Origin of the sequence: Alteromonas sp. KUL49 (assembly GCF_006538345.1) — a bacterium.
Classification (GTDB): Bacteria; Pseudomonadota; Gammaproteobacteria; order Enterobacterales; family Alteromonadaceae; genus Alteromonas.
On record NZ_BJKL01000002.1, the window covers coordinates 260886 to 276211 of the forward strand.

Annotated in this window: 14 protein-coding genes and 1 pseudogene; 11 read left to right on the plus strand and 4 right to left on the minus strand. The window is 41.9% G+C overall.

Translation table 11 applies throughout. The features are described 5' to 3' along the window. The first annotated feature begins 24 nt into the window (after nt 1–24). From EYS00_RS04375 to EYS00_RS04405, 7 genes and pseudogenes are all read left to right on the plus strand, one after another. A complete protein-coding gene (locus EYS00_RS04375; RefSeq protein WP_130635345.1) occupies nt 25–1824 on the plus strand; it encodes a hypothetical protein in 1800 nt (599 codons plus the stop codon). 228 nt (nt 1825–2052) lie between these two features. Further along, nucleotides 2053–2559, plus strand: coding sequence for a hypothetical protein (locus tag EYS00_RS04380; RefSeq protein WP_207301680.1), 507 nt, complete (start codon nt 2053–2055; stop codon nt 2557–2559). Beyond that, nucleotides 2556–3524: a glycosyltransferase family 2 protein gene (locus EYS00_RS04385; RefSeq protein WP_165399302.1), complete on the plus strand. Its 969-nt coding sequence runs from the start codon at nt 2556–2558 to the stop codon at nt 3522–3524. Before EYS00_RS04380 ends, EYS00_RS04385 begins: the two co-directional genes overlap by 4 nt. 1 nt (nt 3525) lies before the next feature. Next, nucleotides 3526–4631: pseudogene (locus EYS00_RS04390) on the plus strand (glycosyltransferase). After that, the gene (locus EYS00_RS04395; RefSeq protein WP_130635347.1) at nt 4631–5653 is read left to right on the plus strand and encodes a polysaccharide deacetylase family protein; all 1023 of its coding nucleotides are present in this window, start codon (nt 4631–4633) and stop codon (nt 5651–5653) included. Before EYS00_RS04390 ends, EYS00_RS04395 begins: the two are co-directional and overlap by 1 nt. Continuing rightward, a complete protein-coding gene (locus EYS00_RS04400) occupies nt 5650–6732 on the plus strand; it encodes a GNAT family N-acetyltransferase (protein ID WP_242618644.1) in 1083 nt (360 codons plus the stop codon). Before EYS00_RS04395 ends, EYS00_RS04400 begins: the two co-directional genes overlap by 4 nt. A gap of 5 nt (nt 6733–6737) precedes the next feature. Next, nucleotides 6738–7598: an FkbM family methyltransferase gene (locus EYS00_RS04405; RefSeq protein WP_130635348.1), complete on the plus strand. Its 861-nt coding sequence runs from the start codon at nt 6738–6740 to the stop codon at nt 7596–7598. On the opposite strand, the gene EYS00_RS04410 is transcribed toward EYS00_RS04405, so the two are convergent. Beyond that, nucleotides 7588–8169: a hypothetical protein gene (locus EYS00_RS04410; RefSeq protein WP_130635349.1), complete on the minus strand. Its 582-nt coding sequence runs from the start codon at nt 8167–8169 to the stop codon at nt 7588–7590. The genes EYS00_RS04405 and EYS00_RS04410 overlap by 11 nt on opposite strands. Before the next feature lie 169 nt (nt 8170–8338). On the opposite strand from EYS00_RS04410, the gene EYS00_RS04415 reads away from it, so the two are divergent. The 4 genes from EYS00_RS04415 (at nt 8339) to EYS00_RS04430 (ending at nt 12369) form a co-directional block, all read left to right on the plus strand. Further along, nucleotides 8339–9427 (plus strand): glycosyltransferase, encoded by a 1089-nt coding sequence (locus tag EYS00_RS04415; protein WP_130635350.1) that lies wholly within the window; start codon nt 8339–8341, stop codon nt 9425–9427. A gap of 76 nt (nt 9428–9503) precedes the next feature. Then, a complete protein-coding gene (locus EYS00_RS04420; protein ID WP_130635351.1) occupies nt 9504–10334 on the plus strand; it encodes a hypothetical protein in 831 nt (276 codons plus the stop codon). Between the two features lie 3 nt (nt 10335–10337). Next, the gene (locus EYS00_RS04425) at nt 10338–11615 is read left to right on the plus strand and encodes a right-handed parallel beta-helix repeat-containing protein (protein ID WP_130635352.1); all 1278 of its coding nucleotides are present in this window, start codon (nt 10338–10340) and stop codon (nt 11613–11615) included. Nucleotides 11616–11664: 49 nt separating this feature from the next. Continuing rightward, on the plus strand, nt 11665–12369 hold the full coding sequence (locus EYS00_RS04430) for a sulfotransferase family 2 domain-containing protein (protein WP_130635353.1): 705 nt from the start codon (nt 11665–11667) through the stop codon (nt 12367–12369). A 26-nt stretch (nt 12370–12395) separates the two neighbouring features. Here EYS00_RS04430 and EYS00_RS04435 read toward each other — a convergent pair whose 3' ends face one another. From EYS00_RS04435 to EYS00_RS04445, 3 genes are all read right to left on the minus strand, one after another. After that, nucleotides 12396–13016 (minus strand): hypothetical protein, encoded by a 621-nt coding sequence (locus tag EYS00_RS04435; protein WP_130635354.1) that lies wholly within the window; start codon nt 13014–13016, stop codon nt 12396–12398. Nucleotides 13017–13211: 195 nt separating this feature from the next. Next, on the minus strand, nt 13212–14279 hold the full coding sequence (locus tag EYS00_RS04440) for an acyltransferase (RefSeq protein WP_130635355.1): 1068 nt from the start codon (nt 14277–14279) through the stop codon (nt 13212–13214). A gap of 73 nt (nt 14280–14352) precedes the next feature. After that, on the minus strand, nt 14353–15324 hold the full coding sequence (locus tag EYS00_RS04445; protein WP_130635356.1) for a hypothetical protein: 972 nt from the start codon (nt 15322–15324) through the stop codon (nt 14353–14355). Nucleotides 15325–15326: the final 2 nt, after the last annotated feature.

Sequence of the window (15326 nt, forward strand, 5' to 3'; positions counted from 1 at the left end):
CGGATGAAGTACAAGAGCCCATCGATGTCGTCTACGTTTTTTTCACTAACAAACCCAGATCACAATCAAGACAAGATCTGCTTTTTTCGTATTGGGCTGCCGTTTCCCAAGGGTGTTTTGTCAGCCACCTCTGACGTGTGTTTGAAAGACAGGAATACTGTGTTAGCTGATATCGGCTATGAAGTCATTCAGCTTTGGGAAGACGGTTCCGTTAAATGGCTATCCGTTTTTGGCTTACACCAATTAGAAGCAAACGCTACTCACAAAATATCTGTGAGTGAAATTAGCTCAGAGTTGGTCCCCTTGTCTGTGCCCGTTAAAGTTGACGACGAGAGTCTGAGAATCGAGCTTAATGACGGCGCACGCATAGCGTTTTCTACGAATAGATTTTGCGACATCTCAATCAGAGAGTTTGAAAGCAAATTCTGTATCAATAATGTCTCTGACCTAGTTCATCAAAAAATAAATACCTCTCACAAGTTGTTTCAGAGCAACGGCGTGTTTAGTGCAGTAGTCATCGAACAGACAGCGAACGTCAAATTTGAAGGTAAAACTTTAGAACTCACACAAAAATCCACGGTCTTTTTGTCGGATGGGACCATCAAAACCGAATTTACGTTTAACAATCCATCAGCCGCATTGCACCCGAACGGACAATGGGACCTTGGCGATCCAAACTCGCTGCTCGTTTCTGAGATCGGTATCTCGATAAATAAACCAGCGAGCACTATCAAAACGTCAGTTATTAACGACAACGGCCAAGCGGTACTTTCTGAAATTTCAGACTTTACCACATGTTCTGTTGTTCAACTTGCCAGCGGTGAGAAAAACTATGATTGCGCTAACCATGTGGACGCGTCAGGCAATGTTCCACAGGTTTTTAATGGTTATCAGATAGCGCGAGACAATAATCAAACAGCTAAAGGCAAACAGTGTACGCCAACTGTTTTACTCTCGGGTCAACACTCCAAAATTACACTCTTCGTTAGCGTAGATAAGTTCTGGCAAAAATTCCCGTCCGCTATACGAGTTGATTCCAAGCATTCAACATTCAGTTTACTGGGTGCTGTTGGCGCTTCGAAAGTCGAGTTGCAGCCCGGTGAGCAAAGCTCCCGTTCAATTTTCATTTCGCCAACGGATGTAGTTGAAGCACACGTGACTTTGTGCAAGCAGTCTGTCATAACATCGAATGCCATTCCTTTTTTACCGAGAGAAGAATGCACTGACGCATTCAATGAAATGATTTCTCAAGGAATCACAGGCGAACACTCATTTTTCTATAAACGAATTGCAATCGATGAATTTGGTTGGCGACACTTTGGTGAACTTTACGCCGACCATGAAAAGGCACTCCAGCCAGAGACTGAGCACTTTGTTTCTCACTATAACAACCAGTATGACCCTATCCAAGGTATGCTCTATCAGTGGATTGTTTCAGGGGATCAGCGATGGTTTGAGCTTGCCGACGATCTCGCCAAGCATGTCAGTGACATCGATATTTACCATACCCAAGAGGATAAACCTGAATATTCTGGGGGATTGTTTTGGCATACCGACCACTATGTTCAAGCTTACCGAGCTACACATCGAACCTATTCGTCTGATCAGCCATCGAATGTCTATGATGATCATGCCGGTGGTGGAGGCCCGGGTGGGCAACACTGCTACACCACAGGTTTACTCTTACACTACTTGCTAACTGGTTATGTTCCATCGAGAGATTCAGTGGTATCTCAGAGCAATTGGATTTCAAACTATTACGAAGGTGACAACACTCTACTATTTGCGCTTTTAGCCTACAAAACGCAGGTACTCAAGGGCTAAAAACGTAAAACAGGAAAGTACCCACTCGACAGAGGTACAGGTAATTATATAAACGCATTACTCGATAAGTTTGAAATCACTGGCGATTCCACCATAATCCAGCAATGTGAGCATATTATTAAAAATACCGTATCGCCAACTGATAATTTGGTCATGAGACACTTCGAGAATGTCGAGGCAACCTGGTTTTATACGGTTTTCTTACAAGCAATGTGTAAATATATTGCTGTGAAAGAACGCCAAAACAGCAATGACACAAACTATCATTACGCAGTTGCAGCACTAATTCACTATGCAAAGTGGATGGCTGAAAATGAATACGCCTATCTAGATAAACCAGACATTCTAGAATTTCCCAACCAAACTTGGTCAGGTCAAGACATCAGGAAACTCTGTGTACTCAACTTTGCTAGAGCTTATGTTACCGAAGAGTTGCTCGACACCTTTGATAGAAAGCTTGAATCACTAGAACAAAAAATTATTGATAGACTGAGTGCAAGTGATGAAGCTAAAACTACACGGTTATTGTGTTTAATGATGCAAAATATCAACTATGCTACTTATCGATATGTACCAATACCCAAAGTAAATAAGGGCAATATTTCTGTTAATTCAGATAAAAAAACGCTTTTATCTCTGGTAACAAAAACGCTAGCTTCATTTTCAATAGGCAGAGAGAGAAGACAACTGGTCAAGCGCTTTCCACAACTACAAAAATGGCTGGGTCAACCATGAGTATAGCCGTTAGCTTTATTATACCTCACAAGGGACGAGAGGCGATGCTCATTGATACGCTCAGTAGTATATGTGAGCAAGATTTTAGTGAGGGCGGTATTGAAGTTATTGTTGTTAGTCAAAACCAATCCATCTCCTCGACACTAGAGGCGTTTAAAGAGCGACTGCAGCTCACCGTCATATTTAACCAAGACCGAAACACCATATCGCACTCTAGAAATTTAGGTGCACAGGCAGCATCGGGTGAGTTTCTGGCATTTTTAGATGCTGATATACATTTAGCCAATAACTGGACACAGACAGCGCTCAGTATTCTTCAAGGAAACAACGAGATTGCTCTAGTGAGCGCCATGCAAATCAACAGTAAAGAAGCGCCACCACTTGAGCGTATTCGCACAGCCCTCAGTAATGCTGAACTAGACACAAACGTGGACTTTTTACCCGGTAGAAACTTGTTTTTACGCAAACAAACCTTTCACAGCGTAAATGGCTTCCCCGAACACCTCATGACATGCGAAGACTACTATTTCACTGACAGTGTCAGTAACCTCGGCTACCTTTACTACACCTCTCAAACACATTATGTTCATATTGGTGAAGACAAGGCTTTTATACCCATGTTCAAAAAAGAGATATGGAGGGGCCAGTCGAATATAGCGTCAATACAGGGTCGGCGCATTGGTCTTAGGGAGTGGCCAAGCTTCATTGTGCCATTCATTATTACTTTTGGCTTTATATTCACGATAAGCAGCTTGGTTACACTGCCAACTAATTTATCGATGCTGTTAGGCCTGGTGACTACTTTACCTCTGGCCGCTTATACGTTTCGATTAAAAAAGCTCACCGGTAAAGACGTCAGCATATTACATTGCTTATGGTTTTATACTTTGTATTTTCCAGCGCGAACCATTGGGACATTATTAGGAGTAAGAGGCGCAGTATCCACTAGCTCTCATAAAAATTAGAATGAAAATATTACAGTTTATTTGCTCGACGGGTTTTTATGGTGCGGAGCGCTGGGTCCTAGCATTATCCAAACACCTCCCCTCAACAGTAGAAAGTGAATTAGTGGTTACTCTTGAGCCAGGTACAGAAGATCTGGAACTTGTGAAACAGTTTCACCCCATAGGAAAGACACATCAAGTGCCTATGAAAAGCAGGTTTGATCTTGGTGCGGTAGATAAGTTAGCACAGCTGATTAGGCAAAATAACATCGATATCATCCATACACACGGATACAAGTCTGACATCCTCGGTGTGATGGCTGCAAGAAAAGCGGGAATACCTTGTGTAGTGACCCCACACGGCTTTGAAAACGCGGCTGATTTTAAGCTGCGCTTCTTTATTTGGTTGGGTTGTCAGGCGATGCGCTTTGCCGACAAAGTAGTTCCATTATCGCGCCAGCTCATGAAAGATGTTAAACGCTTCAAAATAGCACCCGAAAAATTGGAGTATATTCAAAATGGGGTGGACCTTTCGGAAGTTGAGGCAGTTCGACTGACTAAAACTTCGGGTGATGCAAAGCAAAAGAACAAATTGGGTTTGTTGGTCAAATGATTAGCCGTAAAAATATTACTGCGCTACTTGATTGCTTTGACAACCTTTATAAAAAACGACAAGACGTTGAGCTCGTTTTGCTTGGCGATGGAGAGGATCGTCCGTCGCTGGAAACTTACGCAGCAACACTTCCAAGTAAAGACGCGATTAAATTTCTTGGATTTCGCAATGATCGATTACAACTGCTGCGAGACTTTGATATTTTTGTAATGAGTTCAACCTTAGAGGGAATTCCACGATGCTTGATGGAAGCATGTGCAATGGAGATACCTGTGTCGGCCTATGATATAGCAGGTGTTGACCAACTCATTACACATAAAGAGTCAGGCTTGCTCGCTCCTCTTCACGATAAAGCTCAACTGTTAGCTGATTGGGAAACGATACTCGACGACCCAGAATATGCGCAAACACTCGCAACCAATGCGAAAGACTATGTAGAGCAAAATTTTTCGGCAAAACGCATGGCTGAGGAATATATGTCGCTATTTGAATCATTGTGTAAAGAGAATCGTTGATGCAGAAAAAGGACGTACTATTTGTCTTGAGCATAGACACTGAAGAAGAATGGCTTTGGGATGAAGAGTTTCCTCAAGACGATTGCTCTGTGAAAAATATCACTAAACTTCCAGAGTTCAATGAGTTTTGTAAGTCACTGGGTATTCGTCCTACTTATTTTGTAGATTATGCCGTTGCGCAAGATGAGCTTGGTCAAAAAGTACTGTCGCAGTTTGCTTCGGAAAAATCCGCCGAAATCGGAGCCCATTTGCATCCATGGTGTAACCCGCCATTTTTCGGCAAAACTCGAGAAGCTGAGTCACATGTCATTAATTTGCCAAAGGAACAGGTAGAACAAAAACTTGATGCGCTAACCGACCTGATTCATCGAAACATAGGTGTGCGCCCAAAATCGTTCCGTAGTGGCCGTTGGGGAATTGACGGCAACACGTTAGAGCTGCTTGCATCAAGGGGATTTTCTGTCGATTCGAGTATTTATCCATTTTATCAAAACGACTTTTTCAGTTGTTTAGGTGCACCAACAGTACCCTATTGGCCAAGTTTTACCGACGCTTTATTACGAGGGAATCAACGTACACTTGCGGAAATTCCGATCACCGCGGGTTTTAGCGTATCCCGTTTCAATACTGCTGAAAAAATCCACGGAGCACTCTCAAAACCTCCTTTCAGCTGGTTCAAAATGGTGGGAGCACTGTGGCATACAAAGTTACTCCGTAAAATCTATCTCAGTCCAGAACTCACCAATAGTGCAAATATGAATACACTGGTAGATACCTGTTTGAAAAACAATCATCAGGTAATACATATGTATTTGCACAGCTCAAGTCTTATTGATGGTGCAACTGGATTATTGGATGTAGATGAAGCATGTGAACGCATCAAAAGTAGGATTGCTGCGGTTATCAAACACCTGGGAAAACAACGTAACATTAAGTTTTGCACCATTTCAGAGGCCGCGATAGCGTTGAAAAATGTGTCGTATTCCTGCGCATCTGATTGTTCGCCAGAGGTTTTATTGTGATAGACACCGCACCACATCTAACTATGGAATTGTCTATTCGATCGGTAACAGCAAAAGATCGACAGTGCTGGGACGACTATGTTAGCAGCCATCCCCAAGCGACACCCTATCAACAATATGCCTGGCTTAAGGCTGTCTGTGACGCCTATCCTCACAAAAATGCCAGCCTTATCGCGTTCAATACCAATAGTGAAGTCGTAGGTGTTTACCCGGCCATATTAATGGTAAATCCCTTTACCAAAGACTCTTTATGCGCTCTACCCTATTGTGATTTGGGCGGTCCATTGACCGACACCCCTCACATAGAGCAGCAATTAGAAACAGCCATTCGGTCACGCTTTCTCAAGAGCAAAAAAAGCTTCATTGACAGCAGAACAAACAGAGTGAACGGTGACTCCCCAGTTGATTTCGACAAGAAGAAAGTCCGAATGTTGTTGGAACTTCCCTCTTCTAGCGATGAGCTATTGGCCTCATTCAAATCAAAGCTACGGAGCCAAATCAAGAAGGCAGAGAAGAACGGCCTAGTCTATACCGTGGGGAGAGATGTCAAACTACTAGAGGATTTTTTTCGGGTATACACGAGGAACATGCGCGATCTCGGCTCACCATCACACAGTAAAAGATGGTTCCAGAGTATCTCAGAAGCCTACGGCGAAAATCATATTTTCAGCGTTGTGTATAAAGACGATATTCCCGTTGGAGCAGGTCTTGTACTAAGCGTGTCTGACAAAGCATGCATCCCATGGGCATCAACGGTCCGAGACTACAATAAGTTAGCGCCAAATATGCTTCTGTATTGGTCTCTTTTAGGTTATTGCGCTGACAATGGCGTACGATGTTTCGATTTCGGCCGTTCTACGTACGAAGAAGGCACCTACAAGTTCAAGAAACAGTGGGGAGCACAACCTGAGCTACTCGAATGGAAAAAGATTTATGCCACTGGCACACAGACTTCATCGACAGACACAGCAAGCTCGTCATCCAAAGCCCGCGAAGCCATAGAGGGAATGTGGCGTAAGCTACCAGTTTCAGTAAGTACGGCACTTGGCAGCCTTATCAGGCCGTATATCAGTCTCTAGTTTCCATGAAAAAACTACCTCGGCTTTTCAACAAATTTGTTATATGGCTTCAGCAAAGCGATTTACCGGGAAAGTATCGTTTTTATTTACTCACAAGGAATTTATTTAAACGCTATGCCATTCAATATTCTTTTGATCATGGCACTTTTGTAATTCCCTACGCACAGTGGTGCTTTTGGGACACTTTCGGGCCGCAAAACTACTATATTGATGAGAATTTACCTTTCTGCTCGCTTATCAATAGAGAACTCGATAGCTTTGATTTTATAGACTTAGGTGCCGACGTGGGTGTCATGAGTCTTATCGTCACCATACACTGTAGTCGGCTCAACAGAATTACTGCCTTCGAGCCAAACCCACATGCGTATCAATACTTGAATTCGAATGCCAATAGCTCTCGTCACCTATTTACCGCAGTAAACGAAGCGGTTTCGAACTTTGTAGGAAGCGCGGGATTTGAGTTTGACAACAGCACACCGTCGGACCACGAAGGACGCATCAATAACACGTCAGATGGAAAAACTCTCGTAAATACGCTCGATAGCTTTTTTAATAGCAAGAGGGTAAGCAAACATCTAGCCATAAAAATTGATGTTGAGGGGCAAGAAGTAGAGGTACTTCAGGGTGCAAATAAGATAATTGCTTCATGCGAAAAGTGTGTTTTATTGATTGAAATTCACCCAGACACGCTCAAAGAAACAGGCATAACACCAGAAAGCATCTTCGAAGAAGCGGAGAAAATCCGCAAGATGTATTGGGTGCTGCCTGAATCTGGGATAGTTGTTAACCGTAATATGGCTTTTTTCAAACAGTTTGAAGAGAGGCAATACGACGTAATTGGCGTATCAACAACTCCTAGCCCTTAACTAACCTTTTCAAACGAGTAAGAACGCTGGTATTGTTCAAATTGTGTTGAACATCAAATTCAGCGAGTGCACTTTCAAAGTTTCCTTGTGCGCCGATCCCTTCCCAAAAATGACCAAAGTCTTCTTTTAACGAGTCTGTATTCATCTCCAACGTATGAGATTTGTTTTTCAAAAAATGCGCGATTGATTGTTCAACGTGATGGACGTAGTCCAAACAAACATCATATCGCTGCTCTTTTGTAATGGTAGGCATCATCAGAATACCATGACCATAGGCCTTCACAATTGACTCCGTCAGTCCCCAGCGTTCTAGGTAACTCTTCGCAATTTTGTGCGAATCTCGCTTAAGGTAGACATAAAAAGCGTCATCACCGTATTTTTCTTCGAGTTGAGGAATAAACCACGATAGCCGATTATCAACTTCAATATGATTCTCGGGATATAAAAGCTTTTCCTTTCCGAGAATATTTACACGAGATTCATGTGCGCTCGTAAAGTTTTCAATGTGCAAACAGGCAGCGCTAAAAGCGGTGGAAGCCGTGCGACCAGCGCACAGAACGAACACGTTCATGTTGTAGATGTCCTATGTATAGATGTGGTTCTAAGTTACCAAAATCACAAAGTAAATCACAGTGTTCAGCTCACTAGATTACCTTCAAGCCGTCACTGGAAAACTATTGCATACTACCTAGATTACTGTAATTCTTAGCCTCCTGGGACAATAAAGCACTGGAATCGAAGTGAAAACCATTTTTTTTGCACATAGTGTCAATGTTATAGGCGGGGCGGAACGCGTTACATTGGCAACCATTAATGGCGTAAAAAATGAGTACAGGGTGGTTTTAATTGCTCCTGATGAAGGAAACTTTGGTGCCGCTGCTAAAAATGAGGGCGCCATATTCGAGCCGGTTAGTTGCATTCAACCTGATTTCAAAAGCCCATTTCGTACGATTTTTCAAGGGCTCAAATACCTCCGCTTGTTCCGAAAACATAAGCCTGCTTTGGTTCATTGTGGAGACTTGCTGGCGCTACGAAGTGTACAACCCATATGCAAATTGCTGAACATTCCAATCATCTGTCATGTTCACTTTCCCTATGGAGCGGGATTTGTAAAATGGGCTTTCGCAAAAAGGTATGCTCCAGCATCTTTTATATTCTGTAGTGAAGAACTCAAAGACAACCTTGCACCTGTTATCCAAGATTGCTGTCCAACAAGTGAAATGCTAGTCATACACAATGGTGTCGATACGTCTGTGTTCTCTCCGCGCCCATTGTTGCCAAGTCAAATTCCCAATGTGGGAATAGTGGCGAACCTTCAGTTCAGAAAAGGGCATGACGATTTTCTCGAGATGGCCAACATTCTCTTGAAGAAAAACATTTTGGTTAAGTTTCATATAATCGGCGGAGATATACTTGAAGAACCAAGAGAAGACATACTTAAAAATAAAGCAGTCGACCTTGGCATCGATAGTAGCGTCACTTTTCACGGTCAAGTACCCAACGTTCTTGAATTGATAAGTACACTGGATGTTTATGTCTGTGCGTCTCATGAAGAGGCATTTCCAATTTCTATATTGGAAGCTATGGCGACTGGTAAAACCATAGTTTCAACGGATGTAAATGGTATTCCAGAAGCGATTGACGATGGAGTTGAAGGTTTGCTAGTTCCTCCTCACTCGCCCGAGAAACTTGCGGATGCGGTAATGACAGTATTAGAAGATAAAGCACTTGCCACTCGACTCTCTACGAAAGCCCGCGCTCGAGTCAAAGGGCACTTTTCTCAACAGGTATATATCGACAAGATACAGTCCCTGTACGCCAAGTACTAACCGATGAATATCGACTTCCCCTATGAGCTGTAGCAAAATAGCTATGCCTGTTCAATAAACACGTTGTGAATCATTGATGCAAAACCACGTATTTAACACCGCACTAGTAAAAAGAATCTTTGTTGCTCTATTTATTGTAGGTGCAGGTCTATTCGCAACCAACATTTACGGTTTGTTTCAAACACTAAGACCTGCAAATTTTGAAACGCATGAATTAAGATTTGGGAACAGTGACATATCATTGTCTAAAGAGAGTTTTAGGGAACAGGTAGCGCGCAAAACTGGAGAGTCTGAACTAGATTATTCGAAACGAATCACATCAGTGATCGCCGATGGAATAGCTCACATACACTGGGAAGAGTATGATCCTGACAAGTTTAACCAGACAGTGCCATTCTGGGAAAACTATATCTTATGGGCTATGGGTAAGCTGAAAGTTACACCAGAATTCGAGAGATATCACTTTAGCAATGTTGAAAAATCCATTGAAAGAGGAATTGGAATTTGTGGTGACGCATCTATGATGATGTCGCAATTGCTGGATCGGCAAGGCATTCCAAATCAAATTGTCACTGTACCCGGGCATGTCATGGTTGAAGCTCAATTCGACGAGAACAAGATTGTCTTTGACCCTGATTTCGGTGTGGTTCTGCCCGGTTCGGCGCAGCATTTAAACCAAAACCCACAGGAGATTGGAAATGCTTATTCATCCTTGGGGTATACGGAAAACGATGATGTTTTTATGACGAATTCGTTTTCTATCAAAGTAAACTACTGGGATGGAATTCAACATTTCATCACTAAAAAATATTACTTTGAAAAGCTAGCTTATATACTCAAATGGCTGTTGCCGTTGCTGTTTATGCTCCCGCTCTTCGTAAGGCCTGGCAAATCTAATGTGGTGTAACGCATGTTAAAATCCTTTTTTTTAAAGTTAGTCGACGGATTCATTTATGGTATGGGATTCTGCTTATTTACCTCATTGTTTGTCGGTATTGCTGGGGTAGCAACGGGGCATATTAATCTACACAGAGTCACGTCATTTTTTGTTTCACAAGGTGTTGTAGCCCCTCCTCCCGTTCAGGTTGAAACTGAACCTACTACAGTGAAAAAGGAATTCTACGCCCCACGAATTGAAGTACCGGAAGGTTACACATATCAGGAAGTCTCGACTCATGCAGAACTCAGAGCAGCTGTAGAGTCTAAGGAAATACCAGAACAGGGGTTGGTAGTTATCCTCGCACCGGGACACTATGAGATGAAAGGGCCATTATACGTGAGAGCCAACAATGTCTTTATTAAGTCCTCCAGTGGAAATCCCTACGACACAACGATATCTTGGAGTGCGGGAGACCATAGAAATAAAGGTGGGAACCTCTTTAGAGTATCGGGCGATAATTTTTATCTCGACGGTGTTACATTAACAGGTGCCAAAAATCACCTCATACAAATTGTCGGAGAGCAACAGGCCAGTTTTCCCATCATTAATAATTGCATTCTCCAAAACGCCTACGAACAATTTGTAAAAGTGAGCTACAACAAAAATACACCAGAGAAAAAGTCGGTGGGTGGAATAATTTCAAACTCCATCTTTCAGTACACGAAAGGAATTGCACCTAACTTTTACACTGGTGGTGTTGATGCCATAGGTGCGGTGGATTGGGTAATAAAAAACAATATATTTAGGGATATCGCTAGCCCGTCAAACCACATCGCGCAGCATGCGGTACATTTTTGGGTGAATTCATCAGGCACTCAGGTGATCAACAACCTGTTCATAGACAATGATCGTGCAATAGGCTTTGGTATGCCACTGAATCATAATGCGGCTATCTTGGAGTACTCGCATAAAGGAGGAGTTATCTCACACAATGTCATCTATCACTCAGATAATGGTGACCCATTTGGAGATACGGGTATTATTCTTGAAGCCTCAATGGGTGCCGAAATATATAACAATGCGATTTATATGGAGCACAGCTATCCGAGAGCTATTGAATATCGGTTTACCGATACTAAAGACGTAAGGATATTCGAAAATAAGGTTAACAAAGCAATTTCTTCAAGAGACGGTGGTAGTGCGGTGCTTGATGCAAATACCACAAATTTGGAGAAGGTGGAGTTTTTAAACGAGCTATCGCGGATCCAGCAGCAGCTTGGTGTGATTCACCTATACGAGCCTCTGTAATCTGTTCTAAAACGCTAATTCACTAGTCTGTAAAAACAAGAAGAACACGATGAAACTGAAAAAGCTAGCCAAGCGTTGTTTAAGGAAACTACATATTTACGTTTCTGAGGAATATCGTCATGCAGTAAACGAAGTAGATAGTGGTATTAACTATTACAACAAAACCTTATTCAACGCTTCTAATCAGAAAATTATCTTTATTCATATTCCTAAAGCTGCTGGTATCTCTATTGTAAAAGCACTCTATGATAGAACTCAGTCTTGTCATGCCGCAGCTGTCCACTACAGAGAAGAAAACCCAAAGCTCTTCGACTCAGCGACTAAAATCACGTTAGTACGCAATCCGTATTCCAGACTGATATCCGCGTATAACTATCTGCAAGATGGCGGGCGATGCGAGATTGATGAAGTATGGAGAGAAAGATACATAGCGCCTTACAAATCTATCAACCACTTCGTTCAACATGGCTTAGAAAAAGCGATCCAAGATAATGCTGAACACTTTATACCTCAATACCAATTTATCTATGACAAAGACGAGCTACTCGTTGACCATATTGGAAGAGTTGAAGAAATCAACGAATTTGAATCTTTTGTGAAAACTATCGTAGATAGACCTTTTAACATCACAAAAAACAACGCTTCAAAAGGTGATGCTTCAATAGACGTACTCACAAAAGCGTCCATTGAAGTTATCAACAAATTATACGGCCAAGACTTCGAAAAGCTGAACTATCAAGCAATCATAGTTTGATGGTTCAAGCATGATAGACTTTCAAACTAACTCTGGGATTCGCTACTCTTTTCCGCTACACCGTCTCGCCAACGTACTAGTGATAAGCAAATCAAGAGCGTGCCAATCATTTCTAGGGTCTCTTCAACAATTATTTGTGTATCCCAAATCCACCTTGGGGTACTCTCGTCGAACAAATTAACAGCCGATTCCAATAATACCCCTCCTAGAAAGATTGATGTAAAACCTAAACCCAGTAAGGTTGTTGTGCCTTTTACTAAAAAGAGATGTGGTTTGAGTAAATAAAATGCGATTGAAAAAACAATTAGCACAATCGGGCCTCCGACCAATACCCAACCGGAGTTTTTAGCTTCATAGGTGTCGCCATTTGAGGCTATCGTTGATAAAAATTCGCCTACTGTTTCATGAATTCTGGCTACTTCATCGGCCGACATAGTGAATAGCAATAATGAAAACATGAGCAAATAAACGTGACCAGAGCCTACACATCGTTTGGCAGTCACAGAGGCTTCATGGGCTAGAACACCGGCGATAGCAAGAAGCATAGAGGAAAACCATGCGGCAAAGTTATCGTCGAATCCAAGATAGATAATTTTTGTAACGATCCAAAAAGGTTGACCAAGCAGGAGGTTGACAATGTTTAACAAGGATAACCCAACTACGCATAGTACTAGAACCTTGATCTGGAGAGACCCTATTGAATACATAAATTAAAATCATCCATGGAGTTTAATTTTCATTTTAAGTTTCTTTTTAAAAGAAATCTGCAGCTTTGATTTCAATCATAGTGACGTGGTAAAGCCATATTGATAAATCCAGGTAAGCTACTTTCTATAGTTGCTTCATGACGACTTTGGTTTAAAGGACAATGAACGCTTCTCTACGATATGCCACGATGCTATTGCAAAGCAAAGCGTAATAACGCCGGCAAGCACTGTCATTTGTAACACTGAAATTCCAACGATAGCGAATGCGGTCAATTGCTGTATTGGGAAGGAGTAAATATAAATTCCATAGGAATAATCTCCCAACTGATTAAACTTGCGAATTATTCCACGCGGAATATACGCCAGGTAGAAGACTAAGTACGGAAGCAGCAAGATGTAGCAGAGCATAAAGGCATCTTTACTGAATAGAGACACGACCAAAAGTCCAGTCGCTACAAAAAAGAGTAAATTGTTTAACACTATCCTGTGTGCGAAGCAGTAGAAAAAGCTCCCCACAAAGAAAAACGAGAACAAGCGAATAAAATCATTAAACATATGAAAGTAAAAGTGATTCGCTATGTGGAGCGTTAATGAAGTAATGGCCAAAGTAGCGATGACATATTCGAACTTGTAAAAACGTTTGATGAAATCAGGTAAGTAAGCTCGGCTCTCCTTTAACAACACGAAAACAACGAAGAGGTAAAAATACATCTTTAGCTCGTAGGGAAGCGTCCAAAGCGAACCATTGACGGCACTATGCCAAGGGATATTTTCAAAAACGCCAGGTAGCGTGTGGCTAACCCCCATGAAAAGCGTGACATTTTTTGCAAAGTATACAAATGTCTCTTTGGAAAAGTATTCACCAATTGACAATGAAGTCACCAGTGGGCCCATTACAAAAACTATCAGAGAAATGGCAACAAATAGTGCAGGATAGATTCGTAAAGCGCGGGCTGCGACATAACTAAAATAGCTTTTTGACCTTAACAAACTGCCAGTAATTAAAAAGCCACTGGTGATAAAAAACACATCCACGGCTATGTGGCCAAATGTTATACCAATGAACCTTTTTAGCGGTTCAGATATTCCACTTCCCGTAGCCAGCGGAAAACTATGACTCACTAACACCATACTGGCTGCGATGAATCGCAATAAGTTAAAGTTGTTTTCGCGACTATTCTTATAAGAATCTAGCGTTTCCATGCAATCTCTCAACTACCTAATACTTGTCACCAAAGGTTTGTATTTTCTCAATAAAACTACTTGTAATAAGACGTTATTTTCCCCGTTTCATGTAATCACCCAAAGAGAAATAGAGCCTTTTATTTTTGAATGAACGGTGAATGATAAATAACTGCGCCAACAGGCTCATGTAGAGTAAGCCAGCATTAAACCAGTATCCAAGTGTTACCTTGGGTACAATATCGTTTTTACCACCAAAATCCCTCAATCGGGCACTGGAAGCGGTTAACCATCGATCAGAAGCAAAGTTAACTTGCGAAACGTTAACGCCCGAGTTAACTAACCAAGCCGCTGCATTAAAAGGAAACGCATCGATCTGATAAGCAGTTCCAACAAATCGATGGAACCATTCCATGTGGTCGCCAAAAATTAGTGCAATATCTCTTTCATCAAAGTGCAACGCAATATCTTCTTTTGAGGCATCCAACGCTATATTTTTAATTTGTGAAAATTGTTCCACCAAGAAACTGGTTTTATAGCATACTGTGCTGCCACAAAACCTAAACAAGCCGGCAGTAGGTTTAATTTTGCCCCTTCCCAAATCTAAAAAGGCCCCGCGATTAACATAGTAAATGTCACCGGTTTTGTCGGCGAGATAACTAGGAATTTTACACGATAAGAGGTCATCACAGTCCACAAAGAAAATATAGTCCGATTGGTACTCTAGTGCCTTTTGAAATCCAATGATGAGCCGACTACCTTTGTCTTTCATAAATTTATTGTATGAAACATCGCCGTAGCTACCGGCTCCGGCACCGACATCTATCGGTGGTAGAAAATCTACCTCAACAAGATCCCACATGGCTTCTAGCTTTGAATACGAAGATTTGAGTTGCTCTATTCTGGAATCGCGGTTACAGACCATCACATATTTGTAATTACCGGCCATATTAACCATAGAATCTAATTGTATTTTTATTCTTTCTATTACCTGGTCAAAATCGCCATAAGCGTCGGGATTCCCGACGGCTGTTACAAAGGTAACTGTGGGTCGAACGTTCTGCATAT

Bases quoted from the DNA above. Each gene is read 5' to 3' on its own strand.
- EYS00_RS04375 (WP_130635345.1), top strand. From the start codon at position 25: ATGTCGTCTACGTTTTTTTCACTAACAAACCCAGATCACAATCAAGAC.
- EYS00_RS04440 (WP_130635355.1), bottom strand. From the start codon at position 14,279: ATGGAAACGCTAGATTCTTATAAGAATAGTCGCGAAAACAACTTTAAC.
- EYS00_RS04420 (WP_130635351.1), top strand. From the start codon at position 9,504: ATGCAAAACCACGTATTTAACACCGCACTAGTAAAAAGAATCTTTGTT.
- EYS00_RS04385 (WP_165399302.1), top strand. From the start codon at position 2,556: ATGAGTATAGCCGTTAGCTTTATTATACCTCACAAGGGACGAGAGGCG.
- EYS00_RS04430 (WP_130635353.1), top strand. From the start codon at position 11,665: ATGAAACTGAAAAAGCTAGCCAAGCGTTGTTTAAGGAAACTACATATT.
- EYS00_RS04410 (WP_130635349.1), bottom strand. From the start codon at position 8,169: ATGAACGTGTTCGTTCTGTGCGCTGGTCGCACGGCTTCCACCGCTTTT.
- EYS00_RS04395 (WP_130635347.1), top strand. From the start codon at position 4,631: ATGCAGAAAAAGGACGTACTATTTGTCTTGAGCATAGACACTGAAGAA.
- EYS00_RS04425 (WP_130635352.1), top strand. From the start codon at position 10,338: ATGTTAAAATCCTTTTTTTTAAAGTTAGTCGACGGATTCATTTATGGT.
- EYS00_RS04405 (WP_130635348.1), top strand. From the start codon at position 6,738: ATGAAAAAACTACCTCGGCTTTTCAACAAATTTGTTATATGGCTTCAG.
- EYS00_RS04445 (WP_130635356.1), bottom strand. From the start codon at position 15,324: ATGCAGAACGTTCGACCCACAGTTACCTTTGTAACAGCCGTCGGGAAT.